Annotated in this window: 22 protein-coding genes and 1 riboswitch; of the genes, 3 read left to right on the plus strand and 19 right to left on the minus strand. The window is 71.0% G+C overall.

What is annotated here, in order from left to right; all coding sequences use genetic code 11:
- Nucleotides 1-5 precede the first annotated feature (5 nt).
- The 13 genes from hisG to aspS form a co-directional block, all read right to left on the minus strand.
- The gene (gene hisG, locus AC792_RS09330) at nt 6-851 is read right to left on the minus strand and encodes an ATP phosphoribosyltransferase (protein WP_049830256.1); all 846 of its coding nucleotides are present in this window, start codon (nt 849-851) and stop codon (nt 6-8) included.
- 63 nt (nt 852-914) lie between these two features.
- Complete coding sequence (locus AC792_RS09335; RefSeq protein ID WP_049830257.1) at nt 915-1,178, minus strand: phosphoribosyl-ATP diphosphatase; 264 nt, start codon at nt 1,176-1,178, stop codon at nt 915-917.
- A gap of 71 nt (nt 1,179-1,249) precedes the next feature.
- Nucleotides 1,250-1,669, minus strand: a complete 420-nt coding sequence (locus AC792_RS17290; RefSeq protein ID WP_235436583.1) for a hypothetical protein — start codon at nt 1,667-1,669, stop codon at nt 1,250-1,252.
- Nucleotides 1,666-1,914, minus strand: coding sequence for a hypothetical protein (locus AC792_RS09345; protein WP_152916120.1), 249 nt, complete (start codon nt 1,912-1,914; stop codon nt 1,666-1,668). The genes AC792_RS17290 and AC792_RS09345 overlap by 4 nt, the downstream gene beginning before the upstream one ends.
- Before the next feature lie 107 nt (nt 1,915-2,021).
- Entirely contained in the window at nt 2,022-2,189 is a 168-nt protein-coding gene (locus AC792_RS17295; protein ID WP_160317628.1) for a hypothetical protein, read from the minus strand.
- A complete protein-coding gene (locus tag AC792_RS09350; RefSeq protein ID WP_049830260.1) occupies nt 2,177-2,479 on the minus strand; it encodes a hypothetical protein in 303 nt (100 codons plus the stop codon). Before AC792_RS09350 ends, AC792_RS17295 begins: the two co-directional genes overlap by 13 nt.
- Before the next feature lie 240 nt (nt 2,480-2,719).
- The gene (ribH, locus tag AC792_RS09355; RefSeq protein WP_049830261.1) at nt 2,720-3,199 is read right to left on the minus strand and encodes a 6,7-dimethyl-8-ribityllumazine synthase; all 480 of its coding nucleotides are present in this window, start codon (nt 3,197-3,199) and stop codon (nt 2,720-2,722) included.
- A gap of 62 nt (nt 3,200-3,261) precedes the next feature.
- Nucleotides 3,262-3,909 carry a GTP cyclohydrolase II gene (gene ribA / locus AC792_RS09360; RefSeq protein ID WP_049830262.1) on the minus strand — a complete coding sequence of 216 codons (648 nt, stop codon included), beginning with the start codon at nt 3,907-3,909 and terminating at the stop codon, nt 3,262-3,264.
- Nucleotides 3,906-4,544, minus strand: coding sequence for a 3,4-dihydroxy-2-butanone-4-phosphate synthase (gene ribB, locus AC792_RS09365; RefSeq protein ID WP_049830263.1), 639 nt, complete (start codon nt 4,542-4,544; stop codon nt 3,906-3,908). The genes ribA and ribB overlap by 4 nt, the downstream gene beginning before the upstream one ends.
- A complete protein-coding gene (locus AC792_RS09370; RefSeq protein WP_049830264.1) occupies nt 4,541-5,191 on the minus strand; it encodes a riboflavin synthase in 651 nt (216 codons plus the stop codon). The genes ribB and AC792_RS09370 overlap by 4 nt, the downstream gene beginning before the upstream one ends.
- A 32-nt stretch (nt 5,192-5,223) precedes the next feature.
- Nucleotides 5,224-6,294 carry a bifunctional diaminohydroxyphosphoribosylaminopyrimidine deaminase/5-amino-6-(5-phosphoribosylamino)uracil reductase RibD gene (gene ribD / locus AC792_RS09375; protein ID WP_049830265.1) on the minus strand — a complete coding sequence of 357 codons (1,071 nt, stop codon included), beginning with the start codon at nt 6,292-6,294 and terminating at the stop codon, nt 5,224-5,226.
- Complete coding sequence (pnuC, locus tag AC792_RS09380) at nt 6,291-6,974, minus strand: nicotinamide riboside transporter PnuC (protein ID WP_049830266.1); 684 nt, start codon at nt 6,972-6,974, stop codon at nt 6,291-6,293. The genes ribD and pnuC overlap by 4 nt, the downstream gene beginning before the upstream one ends.
- Nucleotides 6,975-7,094: 120 nt before the next feature.
- Nucleotides 7,095-7,236: riboswitch (FMN riboswitch) on the minus strand.
- Nucleotides 7,237-7,418: 182 nt separating this feature from the next.
- Entirely contained in the window at nt 7,419-9,188 is a 1,770-nt protein-coding gene (gene aspS / locus AC792_RS09385) for an aspartate--tRNA ligase (protein ID WP_049830267.1), read from the minus strand.
- 215 nt (nt 9,189-9,403) lie between these two features.
- Between aspS and AC792_RS09390 the strand changes: the two genes are divergently transcribed.
- Nucleotides 9,404-10,666, plus strand: coding sequence for an APC family permease (locus AC792_RS09390; RefSeq protein ID WP_049830268.1), 1,263 nt, complete (start codon nt 9,404-9,406; stop codon nt 10,664-10,666).
- A 6-nt stretch (nt 10,667-10,672) separates the two neighbouring features.
- On the opposite strand, the gene hisS is transcribed toward AC792_RS09390, so the two are convergent.
- Together hisS and AC792_RS18020 are read right to left on the minus strand one after the other, a co-directional pair.
- The gene (gene hisS, locus AC792_RS09395; RefSeq protein ID WP_049830269.1) at nt 10,673-12,001 is read right to left on the minus strand and encodes a histidine--tRNA ligase; all 1,329 of its coding nucleotides are present in this window, start codon (nt 11,999-12,001) and stop codon (nt 10,673-10,675) included.
- A gap of 514 nt (nt 12,002-12,515) precedes the next feature.
- A complete protein-coding gene (locus AC792_RS18020) occupies nt 12,516-12,656 on the minus strand; it encodes a hypothetical protein (RefSeq protein WP_326947981.1) in 141 nt (46 codons plus the stop codon).
- 77 nt (nt 12,657-12,733) lie between these two features.
- Between AC792_RS18020 and AC792_RS09400 the strand changes: the two genes are divergently transcribed.
- Nucleotides 12,734-14,014: a DUF349 domain-containing protein gene (locus tag AC792_RS09400; protein WP_326947983.1), complete on the plus strand. Its 1,281-nt coding sequence runs from the start codon at nt 12,734-12,736 to the stop codon at nt 14,012-14,014.
- 102 nt (nt 14,015-14,116) lie between these two features.
- The gene (locus AC792_RS09405) at nt 14,117-14,773 is read left to right on the plus strand and encodes a hypothetical protein (protein WP_049830270.1); all 657 of its coding nucleotides are present in this window, start codon (nt 14,117-14,119) and stop codon (nt 14,771-14,773) included.
- 55 nt (nt 14,774-14,828) lie between these two features.
- On the opposite strand, the gene AC792_RS09410 is transcribed toward AC792_RS09405, so the two are convergent.
- The 4 genes from AC792_RS09410 to yajC all read right to left on the minus strand — a co-directional run bounded on the left by AC792_RS09410 (nt 14,829) and on the right by yajC (nt 20,717).
- Nucleotides 14,829-17,231, minus strand: coding sequence for a RelA/SpoT family protein (locus AC792_RS09410; protein ID WP_082177618.1), 2,403 nt, complete (start codon nt 17,229-17,231; stop codon nt 14,829-14,831).
- A 111-nt stretch (nt 17,232-17,342) separates the two neighbouring features.
- Nucleotides 17,343-18,341 carry a protein translocase subunit SecF gene (gene secF, locus AC792_RS09415; RefSeq protein WP_049830271.1) on the minus strand — a complete coding sequence of 333 codons (999 nt, stop codon included), beginning with the start codon at nt 18,339-18,341 and terminating at the stop codon, nt 17,343-17,345.
- Entirely contained in the window at nt 18,338-20,077 is a 1,740-nt protein-coding gene (gene secD, locus AC792_RS09420; protein WP_049830272.1) for a protein translocase subunit SecD, read from the minus strand. Before secD ends, secF begins: the two co-directional genes overlap by 4 nt.
- An 85-nt stretch (nt 20,078-20,162) precedes the next feature.
- A complete protein-coding gene (gene yajC, locus AC792_RS09425) occupies nt 20,163-20,717 on the minus strand; it encodes a preprotein translocase subunit YajC (protein ID WP_049830273.1) in 555 nt (184 codons plus the stop codon).
- Between the last annotated feature and the right edge of the window lie 116 nt (nt 20,718-20,833).

The following is a 20,833-nucleotide window of genomic DNA, read 5'->3' on the forward strand; positions in this document are numbered from 1 at the left end:
CTCCCCTAGATCCGGCAGGCGTGGATGGTGCTGACGAGGATGGCGCGGGCGCCGAGCTCGTACAGCTCGTCCATGACGCGGTTGGTCCTGCCGCGCTCCACCATGGAACGCACGGCCACCCACCCGGAGTCCCGCAGTGGGGAGACGGTGGGCGATTCCAGTCCCGGCGTCAGCGCCGCGGCGGCGTCCACGAGATCCTTCCGGATGTCGTAGTCCATCATCACGTACTGCCGGGCCACCAGGACGCCCTGCAGGCGCCGCAGCAGCACCGCCAGACCGTCCGGCGCCGTGGCGCCGGCCCGGCCGATCAGCACGGCCTCGCTCTCGAGGATCGGTTCGCCGAAGATCTCCATCCCGGCGGCGCGCAGCGTGCTGCCGGTCTCCACGACGTCGGCGATCGCGTCGGCCACGCCGAGCCGCACGGAGGACTCCACGGCACCGTCCAGGCGGACCACGGATGCGCTGATCCCGCGCTCGGCGAGGTAGTCGGTCAGCAGCCCCTCGTAGCTGGTGGCCAGGCGCTTGCCCTCGAGCTGACCGACGGCGGAGAAGTCACCCACCGGGCCGGCGAAGCGGAACGTGGAGGCGCCGAAGCCGAGCTGCAGGAGCTCCTCGGCCTCCACCTGCGCGTCGAGGAAGAGGTCGCGGCCGGTGATGCCGACGTCGAGCGTGCCCGACCCCACGTACACGGCGATGTCCCGCGGCCGGAGGAAGAAGAACTCGATCTCGTTCTCGGGGTCGACGAGCACCAGCTCGCGGGAGTCGCGGCGCTGGCGGTAACCGGCCTCGGAGAGCATCGCGGAGGCGGCCTCGGAGAGGGCGCCCTTGTTGGGAACTGCTACACGGAGCATGACGGAACTTTCGGGAAGAGGGAGAGGGACGGAGCCGGGCCGCGGGCGGGAGCGCCTGCGCGGCTACAGATGCTTGTAGACGTCCTCCAGGGTGAGTCCCTTGGCGAGCATGAGGACCTGCAGGTGGTACAGCAGCTGGGAGATCTCCTCGGCCGTGTCGTCGTCGGACTCGTACTCGGCGGCCATCCACACCTCGGCGGCCTCCTCGACCACCTTCTTGCCGATGCCGTGCACGCCCGAGTCGAGCTCCGCGACGGTCTTCGATCCGGTGGGCCGGTCCGCGGCCTTGGTGCTCAGTTCCTCGAACAGGGAATCAAAGGTTTTCACACCTCTAGGCTATCGGCTCACCGGGCCGTGCCCGCACCGGGCGGTACCCGGGGATCCGGCGGGTAGGGCGGTCACCCCACGTGGCGGAGGGCGGAGCGGACGACGACGACGTCGTGCCCGTACTCGGTGTCCAGCACCTCCTGGAACGAACCGTCGTCGTACACCACCGTCACCGTGACGAAGCCGCGCTCGATCCCGATGGTGAGGACACGTCCGTCGGAGCCGGAGGAGACGGCGTCCAGGATCCGGTCGAGCTCCTGCGGGTCCGCGGCCCCCCGGCGGTCCGCCGTCGGGTCCTCGAGGGGCAGGGGGTCGTAGAGCGAGAGGGGGATGGGGGCGGCGGTGGTGGCGAAGCGCGTGCCGTCCCAGGTTCCGGTGACCGCGTAGGTGCCCCAGGTGACGCCCGAGGCCGTCTCCCGCTGGTCCGCGGGGTCCCAGTCCCAGCCCACGAGCTCCGGGCCCGAGCACTGCGGAGGGTAGGACTCCATCACCGGGCCGAGGCAGAACTGCGGGGCCTCCCCTCCACCTGCAGCACGGTGCCCTGACCGATCACCTCGCCGGCGGCGGGCGGCACGGCATGGTCCGGTGCGGACGGAGTCCCGGGTGGCGCACCGACCGGTGTCCCCGCTGTCGTCGGTTCCACCGCCGGCGCCCTCCCGGCGTCCCCCTGGGTGGCGCAGGCGGTGAGGAGCAGCGTGATGAGGGCGAGGATGCCGTATCGGCTCGGCCGTGTCATGCGTCCATCATCGGCGTCGGCGATCGAGGGCACCATGACCGGCCCGGGATCATCCTCGAACCGTGACCTCGCGCGGCCCGATCATCTTCCCGGGACGGCGGTGCGCCCTAGGCCGACCTGGGGGTGAGCCGAGCGTCGGGCTCCTTGCCGAATCGACGAACGTACACCTGACGGAGCTCTTCGAGCTGGGCGCGTTCGCGATCGCTGATCGGCTCGGCCTTACCCGCCGCGATCCGCCGCTGCAAGCTACCGACCCGCTTGTCTACCTCTGCCATGGAAATCGCCTCCGCCGTCCATTTTCCGCTGATCCGACCGTGGTGTCCATCGACCCGCTCGTCTGCAGGTTCTCGATGGTGCGGTAGATCATCCTGCCTTCCGTCTCTGTTGCATCGTCCAACAGGGCCACCAGGGCGTCGTTCGCGACCTCGCGGTCGGTCTGGCTGTCCGAACCGGCCTGTCCGAGGGCCCACTCCGCGCGCTTCCACCACTGCTCGCGCGCAGCGTTCTCACGAGCGATCAGCGTCGACCGGAACGCCGGGTAGAAGGCGATCGCCGCAGCGATCACGGCGAACAGACCGGCTGCGGGGGGACCGGACCAGAAGCCCCGCCAGAAGGGCCGTCGAGGACGAACGGCGGCCGAAGCCCGCGGCCCGCCCCGCCCCCGAGAGCCGATCCAGCGGCGATACCGCCGAGCAGCCAGCCCCGCCGCGCTCGGGCACTCATCGGCTGCGTCCGCGACGCAGGGCGAAGGACGAGCATCCCGGGATCATGCCGCCCGAACGGCAGGAACGGGGTGGAGCGGTGCTCACCGTCCCCAGGGCCGCAGGACCGCGGCGGGGGCGAGCGCCGCGGTGACGGCCTCGTGGCCCTTGTCCTCGGCGGAGCCGGGCAGCCCGGCACGGTCGAGCCCCTGCTGCTCGGTGTCGCAGGTCAGCACACCGAAACCGATCGGCACGCCGGTGCGGACGCTGACGTCGGTGAGTCCCGACGTCGCCGCCTGGCACACGTAGTCGAAGTGGGGTGTCCCGCCCCGGATGACCACGCCGAGCGCGACGACGGCGTCGTAGTGCGGTGCCAGCCGGGCGGCCGCGACCGGGAGCTCGAAGCTGCCCGGGACGCGGATCACGTCGGGGTCGACGCCGGCCTCCGCTGCCGCCCGGCGCGCGCCGTCGAGCAGTCCGTCCATGATGGCGGTGTGCCAGCTGGCCGCGATGACGGCGAGCCGGACGGGGTGCTCGCGGCCGATGCCGCTGATGTCGATGGTGGGTGCGCCGTGTCCGGCCATGGTTCTCCTTCGGTGGGGTGTTCGGTGTTCGGTGTTCGGTGTTCGGGGTGCGGGAGCGGGCGTCAGCTCTGCCGGACGGTCTTCTCCTGCCGGCGCTCGTGGGACTGCTCCTCGAGGTGGGACAGCCGGTGATCGAGGCGGGCGCGTTTGGTCTCGAGGTAGGGCCGGTTCTCCAGCCGTGACGGGACCTCGGAGGGGACCATCGCCTCCACGATGATGCCGTACCGCTCGAGGTGCGCGCGCTTGAGCGGGTTGTTGCTCAGCAGCCGGATCCGCGGGATGCCCAGCTGGGTGAGGATCTCCGCCGCCGCCCGGTAGTCGCGTGCGTCGACGGGCAGGCCGAGCTGCTCGTTCGCCTCCACCGTGTCCGCGCCGTCCTCCTGCAGGGCGTAGGCCCGGAGCTTGTTCGCGAGCCCGATCCCGCGGCCCTCCTGCCCCCGCAGGTAGACGACCGTCCCGCCCTGCTCCTGGACCAGCTCCAGCGCCTGGTCCAGCTGCTCCCCGCAGTCGCAGCGGTAGGAGCCGAACACGTCGCCGGTGAGGCACTCCGAGTGCATCCGGACCAGGGGTGCGCCGACACCACCCCCGGGACCCGGTGCGGACATGCTCAGGTGCTCCACCCCGGACTCCTGGTCCCCCCAGGCCTGCGCGCGGAACGTCCCGAAGGCCGTGGGGATCCTGACCACCGGGCCTCCGGCCACCGTGCTCATCCCCGGGCCCCGGTGGTCTCCGCGGTGAGATGTGCCGCGAGGTCCTCGATCGAGATCAGCGGCACTTCGGAGCGGGTGGCGAACTCCCGCAGTGCGGGCAGGCGCATCATCGTGCCGTCGTCGTGGGTGACCTCGGCGATCACGGCGGCGGGCTCGAGACCCGCCAGGCGGCACAGGTCCACGGCCGCCTCGGTGTGTCCGCGCCGCTCCAGCACGCCGCCGGCCACGGCCCGGAGCGGGAACATGTGGCCAGGGCGGGTGAGATCGGACGGCGTCGAGGACGCGGAGGCCAGCACGCGTGCGGTCAGTGCCCTGTCCGCCGCGCTGATCCCCGTGCCCACACCGACGGCGGCATCGCAGGAGACGGTGTAGGCGGTCTGCTTCGGGTCCTGGTTGTCGGGCACCATGGCCGGCAGCCCCAGCCGGTCGGCGCTCTCCCCGGCCACCGGGACGCAGAGCACCCCGGAGGTGTACCGGATGGTCCATCCGGTCAGCTCGGCGGTGGCGAACCGGGCGGCGAAGATGATGTCCCCCTCGTTCTCGCGGTCCTCGTCGTCCACCACGACGACGGCGCGGCCCGCGGCGATCGCGGTGATCGCGTCCTGGATCGGGTCGAGACGGATGTCCTCGGTCACTGCTCTCCCCCGGTTCCCGTGCCGCGGGCATCCGCGGCGGCGAAGGAGAGGAGCCGCTCGGCGTACTTGGCGAGGACGTCCATCTCGAGGTTCACGTGGTCCCCGATCGCCTTGGCACCCAGACCCGTCTCCTGGAGCGTGGTGGGGATGAGACCCACCTCGAACCACTGGTCCTGCTCGTCGGGGTCGCTCACGGCGGTGACGGTGAGGGAGACGCCGTCGACGGCGACGGACCCCTTCTCCGCGGCGTAGCGGCCCAGCCGCGCCGGCAGGCCGAAGCGCAGGCGGTGCCAGGCCCCGAGGTCCTCGCGTTCGAGCAGCACACCGGTGCCGTCCACGTGCCCCTGCACCACGTGGCCGTCGAGGCGGCCACCGGCCGGCACGCAGCGTTCGAGGTTGACGGGCGCGCCGGGGTGCAGGGCTCCCGTGGTGGTGCGGCGCAGGGTCTCCCCCATGACGTCCACGCCCACGCGGCCGCCGTCGAGGGTGACGGCGGTTAGGCAGACGCCGTTCACGGCGATCGACGCACCGGGGGTGAGGTCCCGGCCCGTCTCCGGTGCCTCGACGACGAGCAGTCCGCTCTCGCCGTCGGCGGTGAGCTCGAGGGCTACCACGCGGCCCTGCTCGGACACGATTCCTGTGAACATCGATGCTCTCCTTCGGATGGGAGTGGTAGGTATCAGGGGGCGGTGCTGGAGGGGCGGAGATGCAGCCGGACGTCGGGGCCCAGCCGCACGACGGCGGGTCCCCCGGCGTCGTCGAGCTCCCAGCGTGGGGCGTCCGCGAGGGTACCGACCCCGAGGTCGGGGAACGCCGGTGCACCGTCGCCGAGGAGTACCGGTGCCACGTAGGAGAACACCTCGTCCACCACGCCGGCGCGGAGGAAGGCGGAGGCGATCCGCGGTCCTCCCTCGACCAGGAGGTGGCGGACACCCCTGCCGTGCAGCTCGCCGAGGACCTCGGTGACGTCCCGGGTGATGAACCGGAGGAAGCCCTCGCCGCGGATCGCGGCATCCGCGGGCACCGGCGTATGTCCCATGACCACGCGCAGCGGGCCCGAGCCGGGGCCCGGTCCGGTGTCCTCCCCCGACCGGGGACGGGCGGTGAGGCGGGGATCGTCGGCCAGCACGGTGCCGGTGCCCACGAGGACGGCGTCGGCGAGGGCGCGGATCCGGTGCCCGTCGGCGCGGGCGTCGTCGCCCGTGATCCATCGACTGGAGCCGTCCGACGCCGCCACGCGGCCGTCGAGCGACTGCGCCGACTTGAGCGTGACGAAGGGACGCTGCTCGGCGAGGCACCTGGTCCAGCGCTCGTTGAGGCGACGCGACCGCTCGGCGTGGAGGCCGCGGACGCACTGCACACCGGCGGCTTCCAGGGGCTGCGCCCCACCGGCCGCGGGCCCGTTGACGTCGTCCGCCGCGTACGCCACGCGGCCCCCCCCGGCGGCCAGGACCGCCTCGCTGCAGGGCCCGGTGCGCCCGGTGTGGTTGCAGGGCTCCAGGGTCACCACCAGCGTGGTGCCGCGGGGATCGTGGCCGTGTGCCCGGGCGTCGGCCAGGGCGGCGGGTTCGGCGTGGGGTGTGCCGGCGCCGCGGTGGTACCCCTCGCCGAGGACGGCACCGTCCGGGGCGAGGAGCACGGCGCCCACGAGCGGGTTCGCTCCGCGTACGCCGCGGGCCGCCAGCTCCAGGGCACGCAGCATCGCCGCACCCTCCGCCGTCGTGGTGCCCGGAGGCGTCGTCGTCGTCATCGCAGGGTCGGATCGGGGTGCAGGGTCTCCACGCTGGGCTTGGCGTCGCGCTGGGCACGCGCCCAGACGAAGAACCCGACGAGCGTGAAGGCGCCGTAGAACACGTACATGAAGGCGCTCGCGTAGTAGCCGGCGCTGAAGAGCAGCGGTACGCCCACGATGTCCACGGCCACCCAGACGAGCCAGAACTCCACCCACCCCTTGGCCATGCCGTAGGTGGCCAGGAGCGAGCCCACGAAGGTCCAGGCATCGGCCCAGACCGGCTCGTAGGAGCCGAGCATGCGGAACACGGGGGTCAGCGCGATCGTCCCGATCACCATGAAGCCGACCATGCCGAGGCGCGTCCGGTTCCCGGCCCAGGTGGGGGTCACGGCCTGCCCGCCGTCGTGCCGGCTGGCCTGCCACTGGCGCCAGCCGTAGACGGAGACGGCGATGAACATGATCTGCCGCCCGGCCTGCCCCAGGAGATTAGCGGCACTCGCGGCACCGAAGAGGGAACCGAGGAACACGGTGAGGAGCAGGAGATTGCCCACGATGCCCACCGGCCATGCCCATACGCGCCGCCGCATGCCGCCGAGCGCGCTGAGGAGGCCGAAGACGTTGCCCACCACTTCACGCAGCAGGAGGGAGCCGTTGCCTACGGGGATGCGGGCCTCGAAGAGCCACTGCAGAAGATCCATGCCATTTCCTTCGCCGATACGACGGCTCCGGGGGAATGGCAACTGACAGGACAGTCCCGGACGGCGCAGCCGGCCGGGAAGACGGCAGCCCGCAGGGCGGACAGCCGGTATCCTCAGCTGTTCGTGCTTCTCCCATCCAGACTTTGACTGTCGGTCCCGGAATTCCACCGGCTCAACCGTCCCCTCCTCGCGGATGCGAGGAAACGGGCGGGTCGCGGACTATCACCGCCGGTTCGGAATTACACCGACCCCGGAGCACGTACTGCTGCGATTGTCGCACGGACCGCTGACGGGTGTCGCCGGGGTCGTCACAATTCTTCCGAGAGCGATCACCCGACGCCGATCCTTCCGGCGTTCAGCGGTGACGGGCGGTGATGCAGGACGCACGAAGGGCAGGCACCCCTCGCGGCGGAGTACCTGCCCTTCGGGCGGATCGGGGACGGCTCAGGCGTCGGGCGCCTTCGGCTTGGCGTCCACACCGGCTTCCTTGCGCTGCTGCGCGGTGATGGGCGCCGGTGCGGCTGTCAGCGGGTCGTACCCGCCACCGGACTTCGGGAACGCGATGACGTCGCGGATGGAGTCGGCCCCGGCGAGGAGGGAGACCACGCGGTCCCAGCCGAGCGCTATCCCGCCGTGCGGCGGCGCGCCGTACTTGAAGCCCTCGAGCAGGAACCCGAACTTCTCCTGAGCGTCCTCCTGGCTGAGCCCCATGACGGCGAACACGCGCTCCTGGACGTCGCGCCGGTGGATACGGATGGACCCACCACCGAGCTCGTTCCCGTTGCACACGATGTCGTAGGCGTACGCCAGGGCGTGCTCCGGGTCGGTGTCGAAGGTGTCCATGAACTCGGGCTTGGGCGAGGTGAAGGCGTGGTGCACGGCCGTCCAGGCCCCACCACCGACGGCCACGTCACCGGCGGCCACCGCCGCCGAGGCCGGCTCGAACATGGGGGCGTCCACCACCCACACGAACGCCCAGTCGCCGTCCTTGATGAGCCCCGTCCGGTGTCCGATCTCCACCCGTGCAGCACCGAGGATGGCGCGCGAGGTCACGGCGTCGCCCGCACCGAAGAAGATGCAGTCCCCCGGGTTCGCGCCGGTCGCGGCGGCGAGACCCGCACGCTCGGCGTCGGTGAGGTTCTTCGCCACCGGCCCGCGGAGGCTGCCGTCGTCGTCGATGAGGACGTAGGCGAGGCCCTTCGCCCCGCGCTGCTTGGCCCACTCCTGCCAGGCGTCGAGCTGGCGGCGGGGCTGGGAAGCCCCGCCGGGCATGACGACGGCGCCCACGTAGGGGGCCTTGAACACGCCGAAGTCCGTGTCCGCGAAGAACTCGGTGAGCTCGGTCAGCTCCAGCCCGAAGCGCAGGTCCGGCTTGTCCGAGCCGTACTGTGCCATGGCGTCGGCGTAGGTCATGCGGCGGATGGGCAGCGGGATCTCGACGTCGATGAGCTTCCACAGCTCGGAGACGAGGCGCTCACCGAGGGCGATAACGTCGTCCTCCTCCACGAAGCTGGCCTCGATGTCCAGCTGGGTGAACTCCGGCTGGCGGTCTGCGCGGAAGTCCTCGTCGCGGTAGCAGCGCGCGATCTGGTAGTACTTCTCGAACCCGCCCACCTGGAGCAGCTGCTTGAACAGCTGCGGGGACTGCGGCAGCGCGTACCAGGAGCCCGGCGCCAGCCGGGCCGGCACCAGGAAGTCGCGGGCACCCTCGGGGGTGGACCGCGTGAGGGTGGGGGTCTCGATCTCCACGTAGCCGTCGTCGTGCAGGAGGTTGCGGGCGATGCGGCTCGCCTCGGAGCGCAGGCGCAGGGTGGCCTGGGGACCGGGGCGGCGCAGGTCCAGGTAACGGTGGCGCAGACGGACCTCCTCGCCCACCTCCACGTGCTCGTCGATCTGGAACGGGAGGGGGTCCGAGGTGTTCAGGATTTTCACGGTGTCCGCGATGACCTCGATGGCACCCGTGGGCAGGGCCGGGTTCTCGTTGCCCTCGGGGCGCTGCTGCACGGAGCCGACGATCTGCAGGACGTACTCGTTGCGCAGGCTCGAGAAGACGTCCTCCTCCCGCACCACCACCTGGGCAACACCGGAGGCATCGCGCAGATCGAGGAACGCCACCCCGCCGTGATCGCGGCGGCGGGCCACCCAGCCCGCCAAGGTGACCGTCTGTCCTACGTGCTCGGGCCGAAGGGATCCGAGTTCATGCGTGCGGAGCACAGCAATCCTTCCCACAAGTGGTTTCGTCGAGTCGCAGGCGGTACGCCGCCTGCCTAGAGTTGATGCGTATCCGACCACACACTACCGGTCCCGGTCCCGGTCCCGCCGACCGGACAGGCGGTCGCTCCCGAGGACACCCTCGGGAGCAGCGGGGAACCATCCCCCGGACCCGGCCGCACCACACCGAGGGCCCGGACGGGATCCGAAGGAGAAGCATGAGCCAGCAGCCGGGACTCCGCCGAGCACTGGGCGGGTTCGACGCCACCACCGCGGGGATCGGGGCCATGATCGGGGCCGGCGCCTTCGTGGTGCTCGCTCCCGCCACCGCCGCCGCCGGTGGGCTCCTCCCCTACGCCGTCGGCATCGCCGCGTTCGTGGCCTACTGCAACGCCGCGGCGACCGCATCGCTGGCCGTCCGGTACCCCTCGAGCGGCGGGACGTACGTCTACGGGCGGGAGCAGCTGGGTCCGTGGCCGGGTTTCCTGGCCGGCTGGAGCTTCGTCACCGGGAAGATCGCCTCCTGCGCGGCCATGGCGCTGACCTTCGGGCTGTACGTGCTGCCCGGCGCGGAGCGCGCGGCGGCGGTGGCCGCCGTGGTGGGCCTGACGGTGGTCAACCTGCTCGGGATCACCCGGACGGCGCTCGCCACCCGGGTGATCGTCTCGCTCGTGGTGCCGGTGCTCGCGTTCGTGGTGGTGGTGGCCTTCTCCTCACCGCGGGCACCGGACAGCGCCTCGACGGACGCCGTCGGGGCAGGGGGCGTGCTGCAGGCCTCGGCCCTGCTGTTCTTCGCGTTCGCGGGCTACGCGCGGATCGCCACCATGGGTGAGGAGGTCCGCGAGCCCCGCCGCACCATCCCGGCGGCGATCTTCGGGGCCCTCGGCTTCACCCTGCTGCTCTACCTGCTGCTGGCGCTCTCGCTGCTGCACGCCTTCGGGGCCTCGGGCCTCGCCGGGACCACCGCCCCCCTGCGGCAGCTCTTCGAGGACGTGATGCCCGACGCCGGTGCGGCCCGCGCCGGCGGCATCGTCACGATCGCCGCCGCACTCGCGAGCCTCGGGGCGCTCCTGGCACTCATCGCGGGGGTGGGACGCACCACCCTCGCGATGGCCCGGGAGGGCGATCTGCCGCGGGCCCTGGCCCGGATCTCGCACCGCACCTCCGTCCCCTGGCTCGCGGACACCGCCGTCGCCGTCGTGGTGGTGGTGCTCCTGCTCACCACGGACGTCCTCACCGTGGTGGGCTTCTCGAGCTTCGGGGTGCTGCTGTACTACGCGGTGGCGAACATCGCCGCCTTCACCTTGGCCGAACGGCAGTGGTACGCGCCGCGCTGGCTGAACCTGATCGGTGCGGCGGCGTGCCTCGTGCTCGCCTTCACCCTGCCGGTGGCCTCGGTGGTCACCATGCTGGGCGTCCTCGCGGCGGGCCTGGTGCTCCGCGCCGTCGTGCTGGTGCTCCGGCGGCGCCGCACCGCCTGAGCCGGGTCAGGCGGGGGTGACCACCGGGCGGAGATCCTCGGCGGGAGGTGCCCACGACGCCGGATCCGCGCTCACCTGCTCCCCCGACCGGATGTCCTTGACCTCGTGCGAGCCGTCGGCCGCGGTGAACCAGACGAACGGGATGCCTCGGCGGTCGGCGAACTTGATCTGCTTGCCGAACTTCTCCGCCCCGGCGGCCACCTCCGCGGCGATCCCCCGTGCGCGGAGGGCGGCGGCGACGTCCTGGGCCTCGGACCACGAGTCCTCGTCGGTGAGCGTGACGAGGACGGCGGTGGGGACGGCGCGCGAGACGGAGGCGAACCCCTGGCTGAGGATGCGCGAGACGATCCGGGTGACGCCGATGGACAGTCCCACCCCGGGGAAGGTGCGGTTGCCCTTGCGGGCCAGGGCGTCGTAGCGGCCGCCCGAGCAGATGGAGCCGAGGCCCTCGTGGCCGTTCAGCACGGTCTCGTAGACCGTACCGGTGTAGTAGTCGAGACCGCGGGCGATGCTGAGGTCCGCGACCACCCGGCCCGGCGCGCGGCGTGCCGCCTCGTCCACCACCTGGCGGAGTTCCTCCAGGCCCTCCTCGAGGAGATCGTCGCTCACGCCGAGCGCGCGGACCTCGTCCACGAAGGACGCGTCCCGGGTGCGGATGCCTGCGAGCCGCAGCGCCAGCTCCACCTGGTGGTCGTCCGCACCCGCCTCGTCGCGGAGGAGGGCGCCCACCTTCTCGCCGCCGATCTTCTCGAGCTTGTCGATGCTCCGCAGCACCGCGGCGGTGTCCGTGAGGCCGATCCCCCGGTAGAAGCCCTCGGCGAGCTTCCGGTTGTTCACGCGGAGCGTGAAGTCCGGGACGGGGAGCGCGCCGAGCGCCTCGACGACGGCGAGCGCGAGCTCGACGTCGTAGCGGAACGGCAGCGCGCCGTCGCCCACCACGTCGATGTCCGCCTGGGTGAACTCGCGGGCACGGCCCTCCTGGGGCCGCTCGCCGCGCCAGCACTTCTGGATCTGGAAGCGGCGGAAGGGGAAGGCGAGGTGGCCCGCGTTCTCGACCACGTAGCGCGCGAAGGGCACCGTGAGGTCGTAGTGCAGTGCCAGGCCGCTCTCGGAGGCCGACGCCTCGTCCGCCTGGAGCCGCGACACCGCGTAGACCTCCTTGTCGATCTCCCCCTTGCGCAGGAGGTGGTCCACCGTCTCGACGGCCCGGGTCTCGATGCTCGAGAACCCGTGCAGCTCGAAGGTCCGCTGCAGCACGTCGAGCACGTGGAGCTCGATCAGGCGCTCCTCCGGCAGCCATTCGGGGAAACCGGACAGTGATGCCTTGCGGGCCATGGGATTGCTCTCCTCCTGGGGGTGGTACCTGGTGTCGCAGGATGTGCGGCCGGGTGACGGCCGGCCCCGCGGCCTTCATCCTAGGCGGCGGGGCACGCCCGGGGAAAAGGGCGGCATGGCGGCACCGGCTCCTCCTGCCGCGTATCACGCCGCTTCACCCCGTCCGGGGAGGCCCTGTGGGTAAAGTAACCTCAGCGCAGGTTCCGTGGTTCCACGGCCCGGGACGGTGCCGCGCACCACCCGGTCCTGCCGATCGTGACGCGTGGACCGGCTCCCCGGACAGATAGACTCCGAGACCTGCAGAACATGGCCCCGGCGTTGCTTCCGGCCATCCGACGAGCGAAAGACTTCTAGCGGTGACAGACAGTCAGCAATCCGACGACACGACCACGAGCCACGACGCGCAGCAGGGTGCTGCCGGAGGATCCGGTGTGGACACGCCCACCTCCACGGCAGCATCCACGCCGATGACGGAAGCTCCCGCCGACGTCACGGACACCGCGGCGGATCCCGCTCAGGAGGCAGCCGGCAGCGCGGACCCGGTGACCGACGAGAGCGGGCCCACCGACGCCGCGTCCTCCGACGCCGCCTCCGCGGAGCGCGAGGGCCCCCCCGAGGCCGAGGCCGCGGCGGAGGAACCGACGGTGCCCGCCACGGCACCGGCCTCATCGGAGGGCGCTCCGGCCCCGGAGGCCGTCGTCGAACCCGCGGCCCTCGAAGGCAGCCCAGCCGATGGCGACGCCCCCCGCCCACAGCACCCCCCTCGCGGAGGCCGGGAAGTTCGCCCGGGTGGAGGAGGACGGCCATGTCTTCCTGCTCGTCGACGGTGCCGAGCACCCCGTGGGCCAGTACCCGGACGCCTCCCGGGAGGAGGCCCTGGCCTACTTCGTGCGCAAGTACGACGACGTCGCGAGCCAGGTGGCGCTGCTGGAGCAGCGCGTGCAGGCCAAGGCGCCGTCCTCGGACATGGCGAAGACCGCCAAGCACCTGCGCACCCAGGTGGGTGAGCGGAAGATGGTGGGCGACGTCCTCGCACTCGAGGCCCGCATCGACACCCTGCTCGAGGCCGTCCGCGGTATCGAGCAGGCAGAACGCGCGGTCCAGGACGAGCTGAAGGCCAAGGAACTCGCGGCACGGGAGGCGATCGTGGCCGAGGCCGAGGAGCTCGCCGGCCGTGACCCGTCCACCGTGCAGTGGAAGGCCAGCAGCACCCGCATGAACGAGTTGTTCGAGCTGTGGAAGGCCGCGCAGAAGAACGGACCGAGGCTGGGCCGCGGCACGGAGGACGCCCTGTGGAAGCGGTTCCGTTCCTCGCGCACGGTGTTCGACCGCCATCGCCGCGCCTACTTCTCCCAGCTGGACACGGACAACGCGGAGGCCAAGCAGGCCAAGGAGGCGCTCATCACGCGCGCCGAGCAGTTGGCCGACTCCACGGACTGGGGCCAGACGGCCGCGGAGTACCGGCGGCTGATGGACGAGTGGAAGGCGTCCAAGCGTGCCAGCCGGAAGGACGACGACGCCCTGTGGGCGCGGTTCCGCGCGGCGCAGGACCGTTTCTTCGAAGCCCGCAAGTCCGTGAACGAGGCCGTCGACGAGGAGTACGCCGGCAACCTCGTGGTCAAGGAGGCGCTCTTGAAGGAGGCTCAGCAGATCCTCCCGGTCCGCGATCTCGCCGCCGCCCGGAAGGCCCTCACCTCCATCCGTGACCGGTGGGACGCGGCCGGCAAGGTCCCGCGCGCGGACATGGGCCGGATCGACGGCGCCCTGCGCCAGGTCGAGGACGCCGTGAAGTCCGCGGAGGACGAGAACTGGACGAGGACCAACCCCGAGACGAAGGCACGCACCAACAGTGCGCTGAGCCAGCTCGAGGCCACCATCGCCCAGCTCAAGGAGGACCTCGCCGCCGCCGAGCGTGCGGGGGACGCCAAGAAGATCGCCTCCGCCCGGGAAGCGCTGGCGGCCCGCGAGCAGTGGCTCGAGATGCTGCAGCGCTCGGCGCGGGACTTCTCCTAGGACCCCCGTCCGCCGCTGCGGCATCACCGGCCCCCCGGCACCGTTGTCCACATCGGTGCCGGGGGGCTTCCCTGTGCGACGCACGGTGGTGATCCTGGAGGAATGCCTCCCCTGGACGGTCCTCGCGCAGCAGCACCACCGGAGCGGTTCCTCGGTACCGGGGACTCCGCGGTGACCTCCACCGGTGGCACCCTGTTCCACGCGGGCGAGGTCTTCACCTCGGCGGAGCTGCAGGCCATGCGGCTGGAGGGACTGGTGCGCCGCGTGATCGGGGACTCCTACCTCCGCAGCGACTTCACCGAGGATCCGGCCACCCGGGCACGGGCCGCGGTGCGCAGCGTGCCGCCCTCCCTCCGCTCCCGGGTGGCGCTCGGCCGATCGTGCGCGGCGGGGGTGTACGGATGCGCACGGCCGCCCGGACTGATCAGTCTCGTGACCGATCACCGCCGGCGCACCACGGCCCTGCCGCCGTTCGCGGCAGCGGTGATGCACCAGGTGGCACTCGGTCCGTTCGACGTGAACCTGGTGGGCGGCGTCTCGGTGACCACACCCCTGCGCACGGCACTGGACATCGCGGTGCACGGGGACGCCGACGCCGTGGCGGTCCTCCGGGCGATCGGCGGGGCGCAGGAGCTCGACTGCCCGTTACGTCTCGTGGAGGCCGCCCTCGTCAACACGCCCCGCGTACCGGGCAAGACGCGGGCCCTCACCCGGCTGCGGCTGGCACGGCAGCACCCGGACCGGGCACGCTCCGGGTGAGCATCCCCACGGGGCCCGGTGCGGCGGTGCGCCGCCGCACCGGGCGGGCGCGAGGTCAGGATCTGCGCTGGGAACCGGTGGTGCGGTAGACGTCGAACACGCCGTCGATCCGGCGCACCGCGCTCAGCACGTGGTTGAGGTACTTGGGATCACCCATCTCGAAGGCGAAACGGGACATGGCCACGCGGTCCGAGGACGTGTTCACGTTCGCCGCGAGGATGTTCACGTGGTTCTCCGCGAGGACGCTTGTCACGTCCGAGAGCAGGCTCTTACGGTCCAGGGCCTCCACCTGGATCTCCACGAGGAACACGCTCGTCTGGGTGGGTGCCCACTCCACCGGGACCATGCGGTCCGGCTGGTCACGCAGCTCGTCCACGTTGCGGCAGTCGTTGCGGTGCACGGAGACCCCGGAGCCGCGGGTCACGAAGCCGATGATGGGATCCGGCGGCACGGGTGTGCAGCACCGTGCGAGCTTGACCCAGACGTCCCCGACCCCGCGGACGGTGACGCCCGAGTCGGAGAACTTCGGCCGGCGCGGCTGGGTGGTCACGGCCGTCTCGGTGAGGTTCTCCTTGGCCTCCTCGTGGCCGCCCATCAGCGCGACGAGGTGCTCGATCACGTTCTGCGCGGACGTGTGCCCGTCCCCCACCGCCGCGTACAGCGCCGAGATGTCCTGGTGCTTGAGCTTCTCCGCCACCGCCATCAGCGCGCTGTGGCTCATCATGCGCTGCAGCGGCAGGTTCTGCTTGCGCATGGCACGCGTCAGCAGTTCCTTGCCCTTGTCCACCGCCTCCTCGCGGCGCTCCTTGGTGAACCACTGCCGGATCTTGTTCCGGGCCCGCGGGCTCTTGACGAACCCCTGCCAGTCCTGGCTCGGCCCCGCACCCTCGGCCTTGGAGGTGAAGATCTCCACCGAGTCGCCGTGGTTCAGTTCGCTGTTCAGCGGCACCAGCTTGCCGTTCACCCGCGCGCCGATGGTCCGGTGCCCCACCTCGGTGTGCACGGCGTACGCGAAGTCCACCGGGGTGGAGCCCGCCGGCAGGGCCATGACCTCCCCCTTGGGGGTGAACACGAACACCTCGCGCGCGTTGATCTCGAAGCGCAGGGAGTCCAGGAACTCGTCGGGGTCCGCGGTCTCCTGCTGCCAGTCGACGAGGCTGCGCAGCCACCCCATGTCCTCGTTCTCGGGGGCCTCGAACTGCTTGCCGCCGCTCTTGTACTTCCAGTGGGCGGCCACACCGTACTCGGCGCGACGATGCATGTCGTGCGTACGGATCTGGATCTCCACGGGCTTGCCGCCGGGTCCGATCACCGTGGTGTGCAGCGACTGGTACATGTTGAACTTCGGCATCGCGATGTAGTCCTTGAACCGTCCCGGCAGAGGGTTCCAGCGCGCGTGCAGGGAGCCGAGGGTCGCATAGCAGTCGCGGACACTGTCCACGAGCACCCGCACACCCATCAGGTCGTGGATGTCGTCGAAGTCCTTCCCCCGCACGATCATCTTCTGGTAGATCGAGTAGTAGTGCTTGGGGCGGCCGGTGATCGTGGCCTTGATCCTCACCCCGCGCAGGTCCTCCTCCACCTGGTTGCGCACCACGCTCAGGTGCTTCTCGCGTTCGGGTGTGCGGTCCCCCACCATCCGGACGATCTCCTCGTACACCTTCGGGTGCAGTGCGGCGAAGGAGAGATCCTCCAGCTCCCACTTGATGGTGTTCATCCCGAGGCGGTGGGCCAGCGGGGCGAAGATCTCGAGGGTCTCGCGGGCCTTCTTCGCCGAGGACGTCGGCGAGACGAAGCGCCAGGTACGGGCGTTGTGCAGGCGGTCTGCCAGCTTGATGACGATCACGCGGATGTCCTTGGCCATCGCGACCACCATCTTGCGCACGGTCTCCGCCTGGGCCGCGGCACCGAAGGACATCTTGTCCAGCTTGGTGACGCCGTCCACGAGCATGGCGACCTCCGGGCCGAAGTCCCGCGTCAGCTCCTCGAGCGTGTACGCGGTGTCCTCGACGGTGTCGTGCAGCAGGGCGGCGGCCAGCGTGGTGCCGGTCATCCCGAGCTCGGCCAGGATCGTGGCCACGGCCACGGGGTGGGTGATGTAGGGATCCCCGCTCTTCCGGGTCTGCCCCTCGTGGCTGCGCTCCGCGACGAGGTACGCCCGCTGGATGAGGTCGAGGTCCTCCTTCGGGTTGTTGGCCCGTACCGTGCGCAGCAGCGGCTCGAGCACGGGCGAGTAGCCGGAGGAACCGCGGCCGGTGAGGCGCGCGATACGGGCCCTGGTGCGCCCGCGGCGTCCGGTGACGGGGGGTTCCGCGGGCGGGGGCGACGTCGTCCCGGGCCCGGCACCCCGGGCGGGGACGTCGGTCGGTGCATCGGTGGCGACCCGCCCGGGAGCGTTGTGCTCCTGTGGCCCCCGACCGTCCGCGGGCCGCGCTGCGGGATTCACCGCTTCAGCCATTCACAACCCCTCAATCTCGCACCGGGTTCCCACGAAGTGTTCAACATGCCACATCTGCCGGAACAACGCCAAGTGTAGCCGCGCCCGGCCGGCGGGCTCCGCGGGTACGGCTCAGGCCGGGGCCGCCTCGAGCTCACGCCGCTGCTGCACGCGCTCCGCCTGCTTCCTGAGCTCGGGCTCGTTGATCCGGAGCTGCGCGTAGAGGGGGGCCGCAATGAACAGGGTGCCGAGCGTGCCGAGGATGATGCCGATGAACAGGGCCAGCGAGAGGTCCTGGAGGGTGCCGGCGCCCAGCAGGAAGGCGCCGATGAAGAGGATGGAGGCCACCGGGAGGATCGCCACCACGGAGGTGTTGATCGATCGGACGAGGGTCTGGTTCACCGCCAGGTTCACCTGCTCGGCGAAGGTGCGCTTGGTGGAGTCGGTGATGCCCGCCGTGTTCTCGCGGATCTTGTCGAACACCACCACGGTGTCGTAGAGGGCGTAGCTGAGGATGGTCAGGAAACCGATGATCGCCGACGGCGTCACCTCGAAGTTGCTCAGCGAGTACAGTCCGGCCGTGACCACCATGACCACCAGCAGGGCCACCATGGCAGCGAGGGACATCTTCCAGGTGCGGAAGTAGATCCCCATGAGGATCGCGGCGAGCACCACGAACACGCCGAGCCCGATCAGCGCCTGACGGCTGACGTCCTCACCCCAGGTGGGGCCGACGAAGCTGGAGGCCACCTGGTCGGCGTCCACCCCGTAGCCGGCCACCAGGTTGTCGCGTACCTCGAGGGTCTCGTTGTCCGAGAGCTGCTCGGTCTGGATGCGGACGGTGTTGGTGGCGATGTTGGTCACCCGTGGCACCGCCCCGGAGACCACCTGCGTGACGGCGTCCTCACCGATGGAGGTGTCCGTGTTGTCGGTGGCGGACACCGTGAACTCGGACCCGCCCCGGAAGTCGATGCCGAGGTTGAAGCCACCCTTGACCACCGGGATGATCAACGCCGCCAGCACTGCGACGGCCGCGATGACGAACCAGAGCTTGCGCTTGGCGAGGAAGGGGTAGGAACGCTTGCCCGTGTAGAGCTCGTTCCCGAAGGTGGCGAAGCTGGTGCGGCTCATTCGTTGGTCTCTTTCTTCGAGGAACCGGTACGGCCCGCGAGGGTCTTCTCCTGCTCGGCCCGCTTGCGCTCGGCGATGGTCAGGCGCCGTTCGGCCTCCGCCGAGGCACCCTTGTTCCTGGTCCGCGTCGCGGCCACGGCCGCGGGCCGCCCCGGCTCGCGGACCTGGCCCGCCCCCCGGTAGAGGGGGATCTTGTTCAGCGTGTCCGAGGACATCCCGGACCACGGGTGGCCCCCGCCGAAGAAGCGGGTCCCGGCGAGCAGCCTCATGACCGGGTGGGTGAAGAGGAACACCACGATGAGGTCGGCGATCGCGGTGAGCCCGAGGGTGAAGGCGAAACCGCGGACGTTGCCGACGGCGACGAAGTACAGCACCAGCGCGGCCAGCAGGTTCACGGCCTTCGACGCCAGGACCGTCCGCTTGGCGCGCCGCCACCCGCTCTCCACGGCGGCGACGAGGTTGCGGCCGTCCCGCAGCTCGTCACGGATCCGCTCGAAGTACACGATGAAGGAGTCGGCGGTCTGGCCGATGGCCACGATCAGTCCGGCCACGCCCGCGAGCGAGAGCCGGTAGTTCTCCGTCCACCCGAGGATGCAGATGGCGAGGTAGGTGAGCACACCGGCGACGAGCAGCGAGATGATGGTCACCAGACCCAGCAGGCGGTACTGGAACATGGAGTAGACCGCGACGAGGGCCAGCCCGATCAGACCCGCGATCAGGCCGAGGCGCAGCTGGTCGGCGCCGAGGGTGGCGGAGATCTGCTGCTCGCTCTGGATCTCGAAGCTGATGGGCAGCGCACCGTACTTCAGCTGTTCGGCCAGGGCCGCCGCGGACTGCTCCGTGAAGTTGCCGCTGATCGACGGCCTGCCGTCCGGGATCACCGCGTTCGTGGTGGGCGCGGAGACGATCCGGCCGTCGAGCACGATCGCGAACTGGTTGCGGGGGTCCCCCTGACCGATCGCGTACAGGCGCTCGGTCACCTCGCGGAAGGTCTGGGTGCCCTCGGCGTTGAACTCGATGTTCACGGCCCAGGTGTTCAGCGCCTGGCCCGTGGAGCTGCGCTGCAGACCGTAGGTCGCCGTGGTGATGTCCGTCCCCGGCACCTCGACGGGTCCGAGGATGTACTTGCCCTGCGTGTCGGGTTCGCACGCGATCATCGGCTGGTCCGCGGGAGCCGCCTCCACGGCGGGCTCCAGGGTGGCGGGGTCCAGGCAGTCGGTGGTCTCGAACTCGCTGTACAGCTCCGCGGTGATCCAGTTCGGGTCGCTGGCGTCCTGGGGCTCACCGGGCGCATTGGGCAGCTGGTCCTCGGGGGTGGGCGTCTCCGCCGCCGGTGCCTGACCGGGCCCGCCGGCGAGCACCGGGCGGAACTCCATCTGCGCGGAGGCCTGGATCAGGTCGCGGGTCTCGGCGTCCGGGGTCCCGGGGAGCGAGACGATGACGTTCCGGCCGGACTGCGTGTTGATCTCGGCTTCGGAGACACCGGAGCCGTCCACCCGCTGACGGATGATCTCCACGGCCTGGTCGAGCTGCTCGGCGGTGATCTCGCTGCCGCCCTGCACCCGCGGCGCGAGGATCATCTGCGTGCCGCCCTCCAGGTCGAGGGCGAGGCGCGGGCTCCAGCTCGCGGAACCCCACTGGGTGCCCGCGCCCAGCAGGATGGCGAGGAGTGCGGTCAGTGCGCCCAGCCAGACAAGTGTCCGCTTGGCTGCCGTCCCGGGACCGGTACGAGGCATGGTGAGGTGTCCTTATGCAGTGGCGTCCAGGACGCCGAGGTGAACCTGGGGGCGCGGCCGACTACCGGCGCCTTCTGGGAAAATGCTAGTTCTCCGGGTCGGCTTTCGGCTCGCGCCGGCCCCGCGCGTCGGGCTTCCCGGTGCTGCGCTCGCGCTCGAGGCGTGCGAGGGTCTCCTCCGGGGTCTCGACGGCGGAGGAGCCACCGGCGCTCCCCGGGGCGGTGTCCGGACGGTCCACGTCCGCGAGGGAGGACGCGTCGTCGGGTACGGAGGTGCCCTCGTAGGCGTCGAGATCGTTCCGGGTGCCTTCGGCGGGCACCGCTCCCTCCGGGTCCTGCTCCACGACCTTCGCGAGGGCCTGCGTGTGCACGGTGGCGGTGTTGCCGGGGGAGAGCTCCAGGACGGCCTGGTTGTTCTCGGTGTCCACCGAGACGATGGTGCCGAAGAGACCGAACTGCGTCATCACCCGCGTGCCCGGCTCCATCTGCGTCCGCATCTCCTTGACCTGCTGCTGCGACTTCCGCTGACGCCGGAACATCGAGAAGATCAGGAACGCGAGGGCGAGGGGCAGCAGGAGGTTGATGAAGCTGAAACCCCCGCCGTCTGCGGAGGTGTTGGCGGCGAGTACGTCTGCGAGCACTGGGAAGTATCCGTTCCGGGAGCGGGGCTGTGGGCAGCACCCCCGTGCACCGCGGCACGCGAGGGTGAACCCCCAGTGTAGAGGGGGAAACTGGGCGTACCGGTGCCCGCGGGGCT

The organism is Arthrobacter sp. RIT-PI-e (genome assembly GCF_001187915.1).
GTDB lineage: Bacteria > Actinomycetota > Actinomycetes > Actinomycetales > Micrococcaceae > Arthrobacter_D.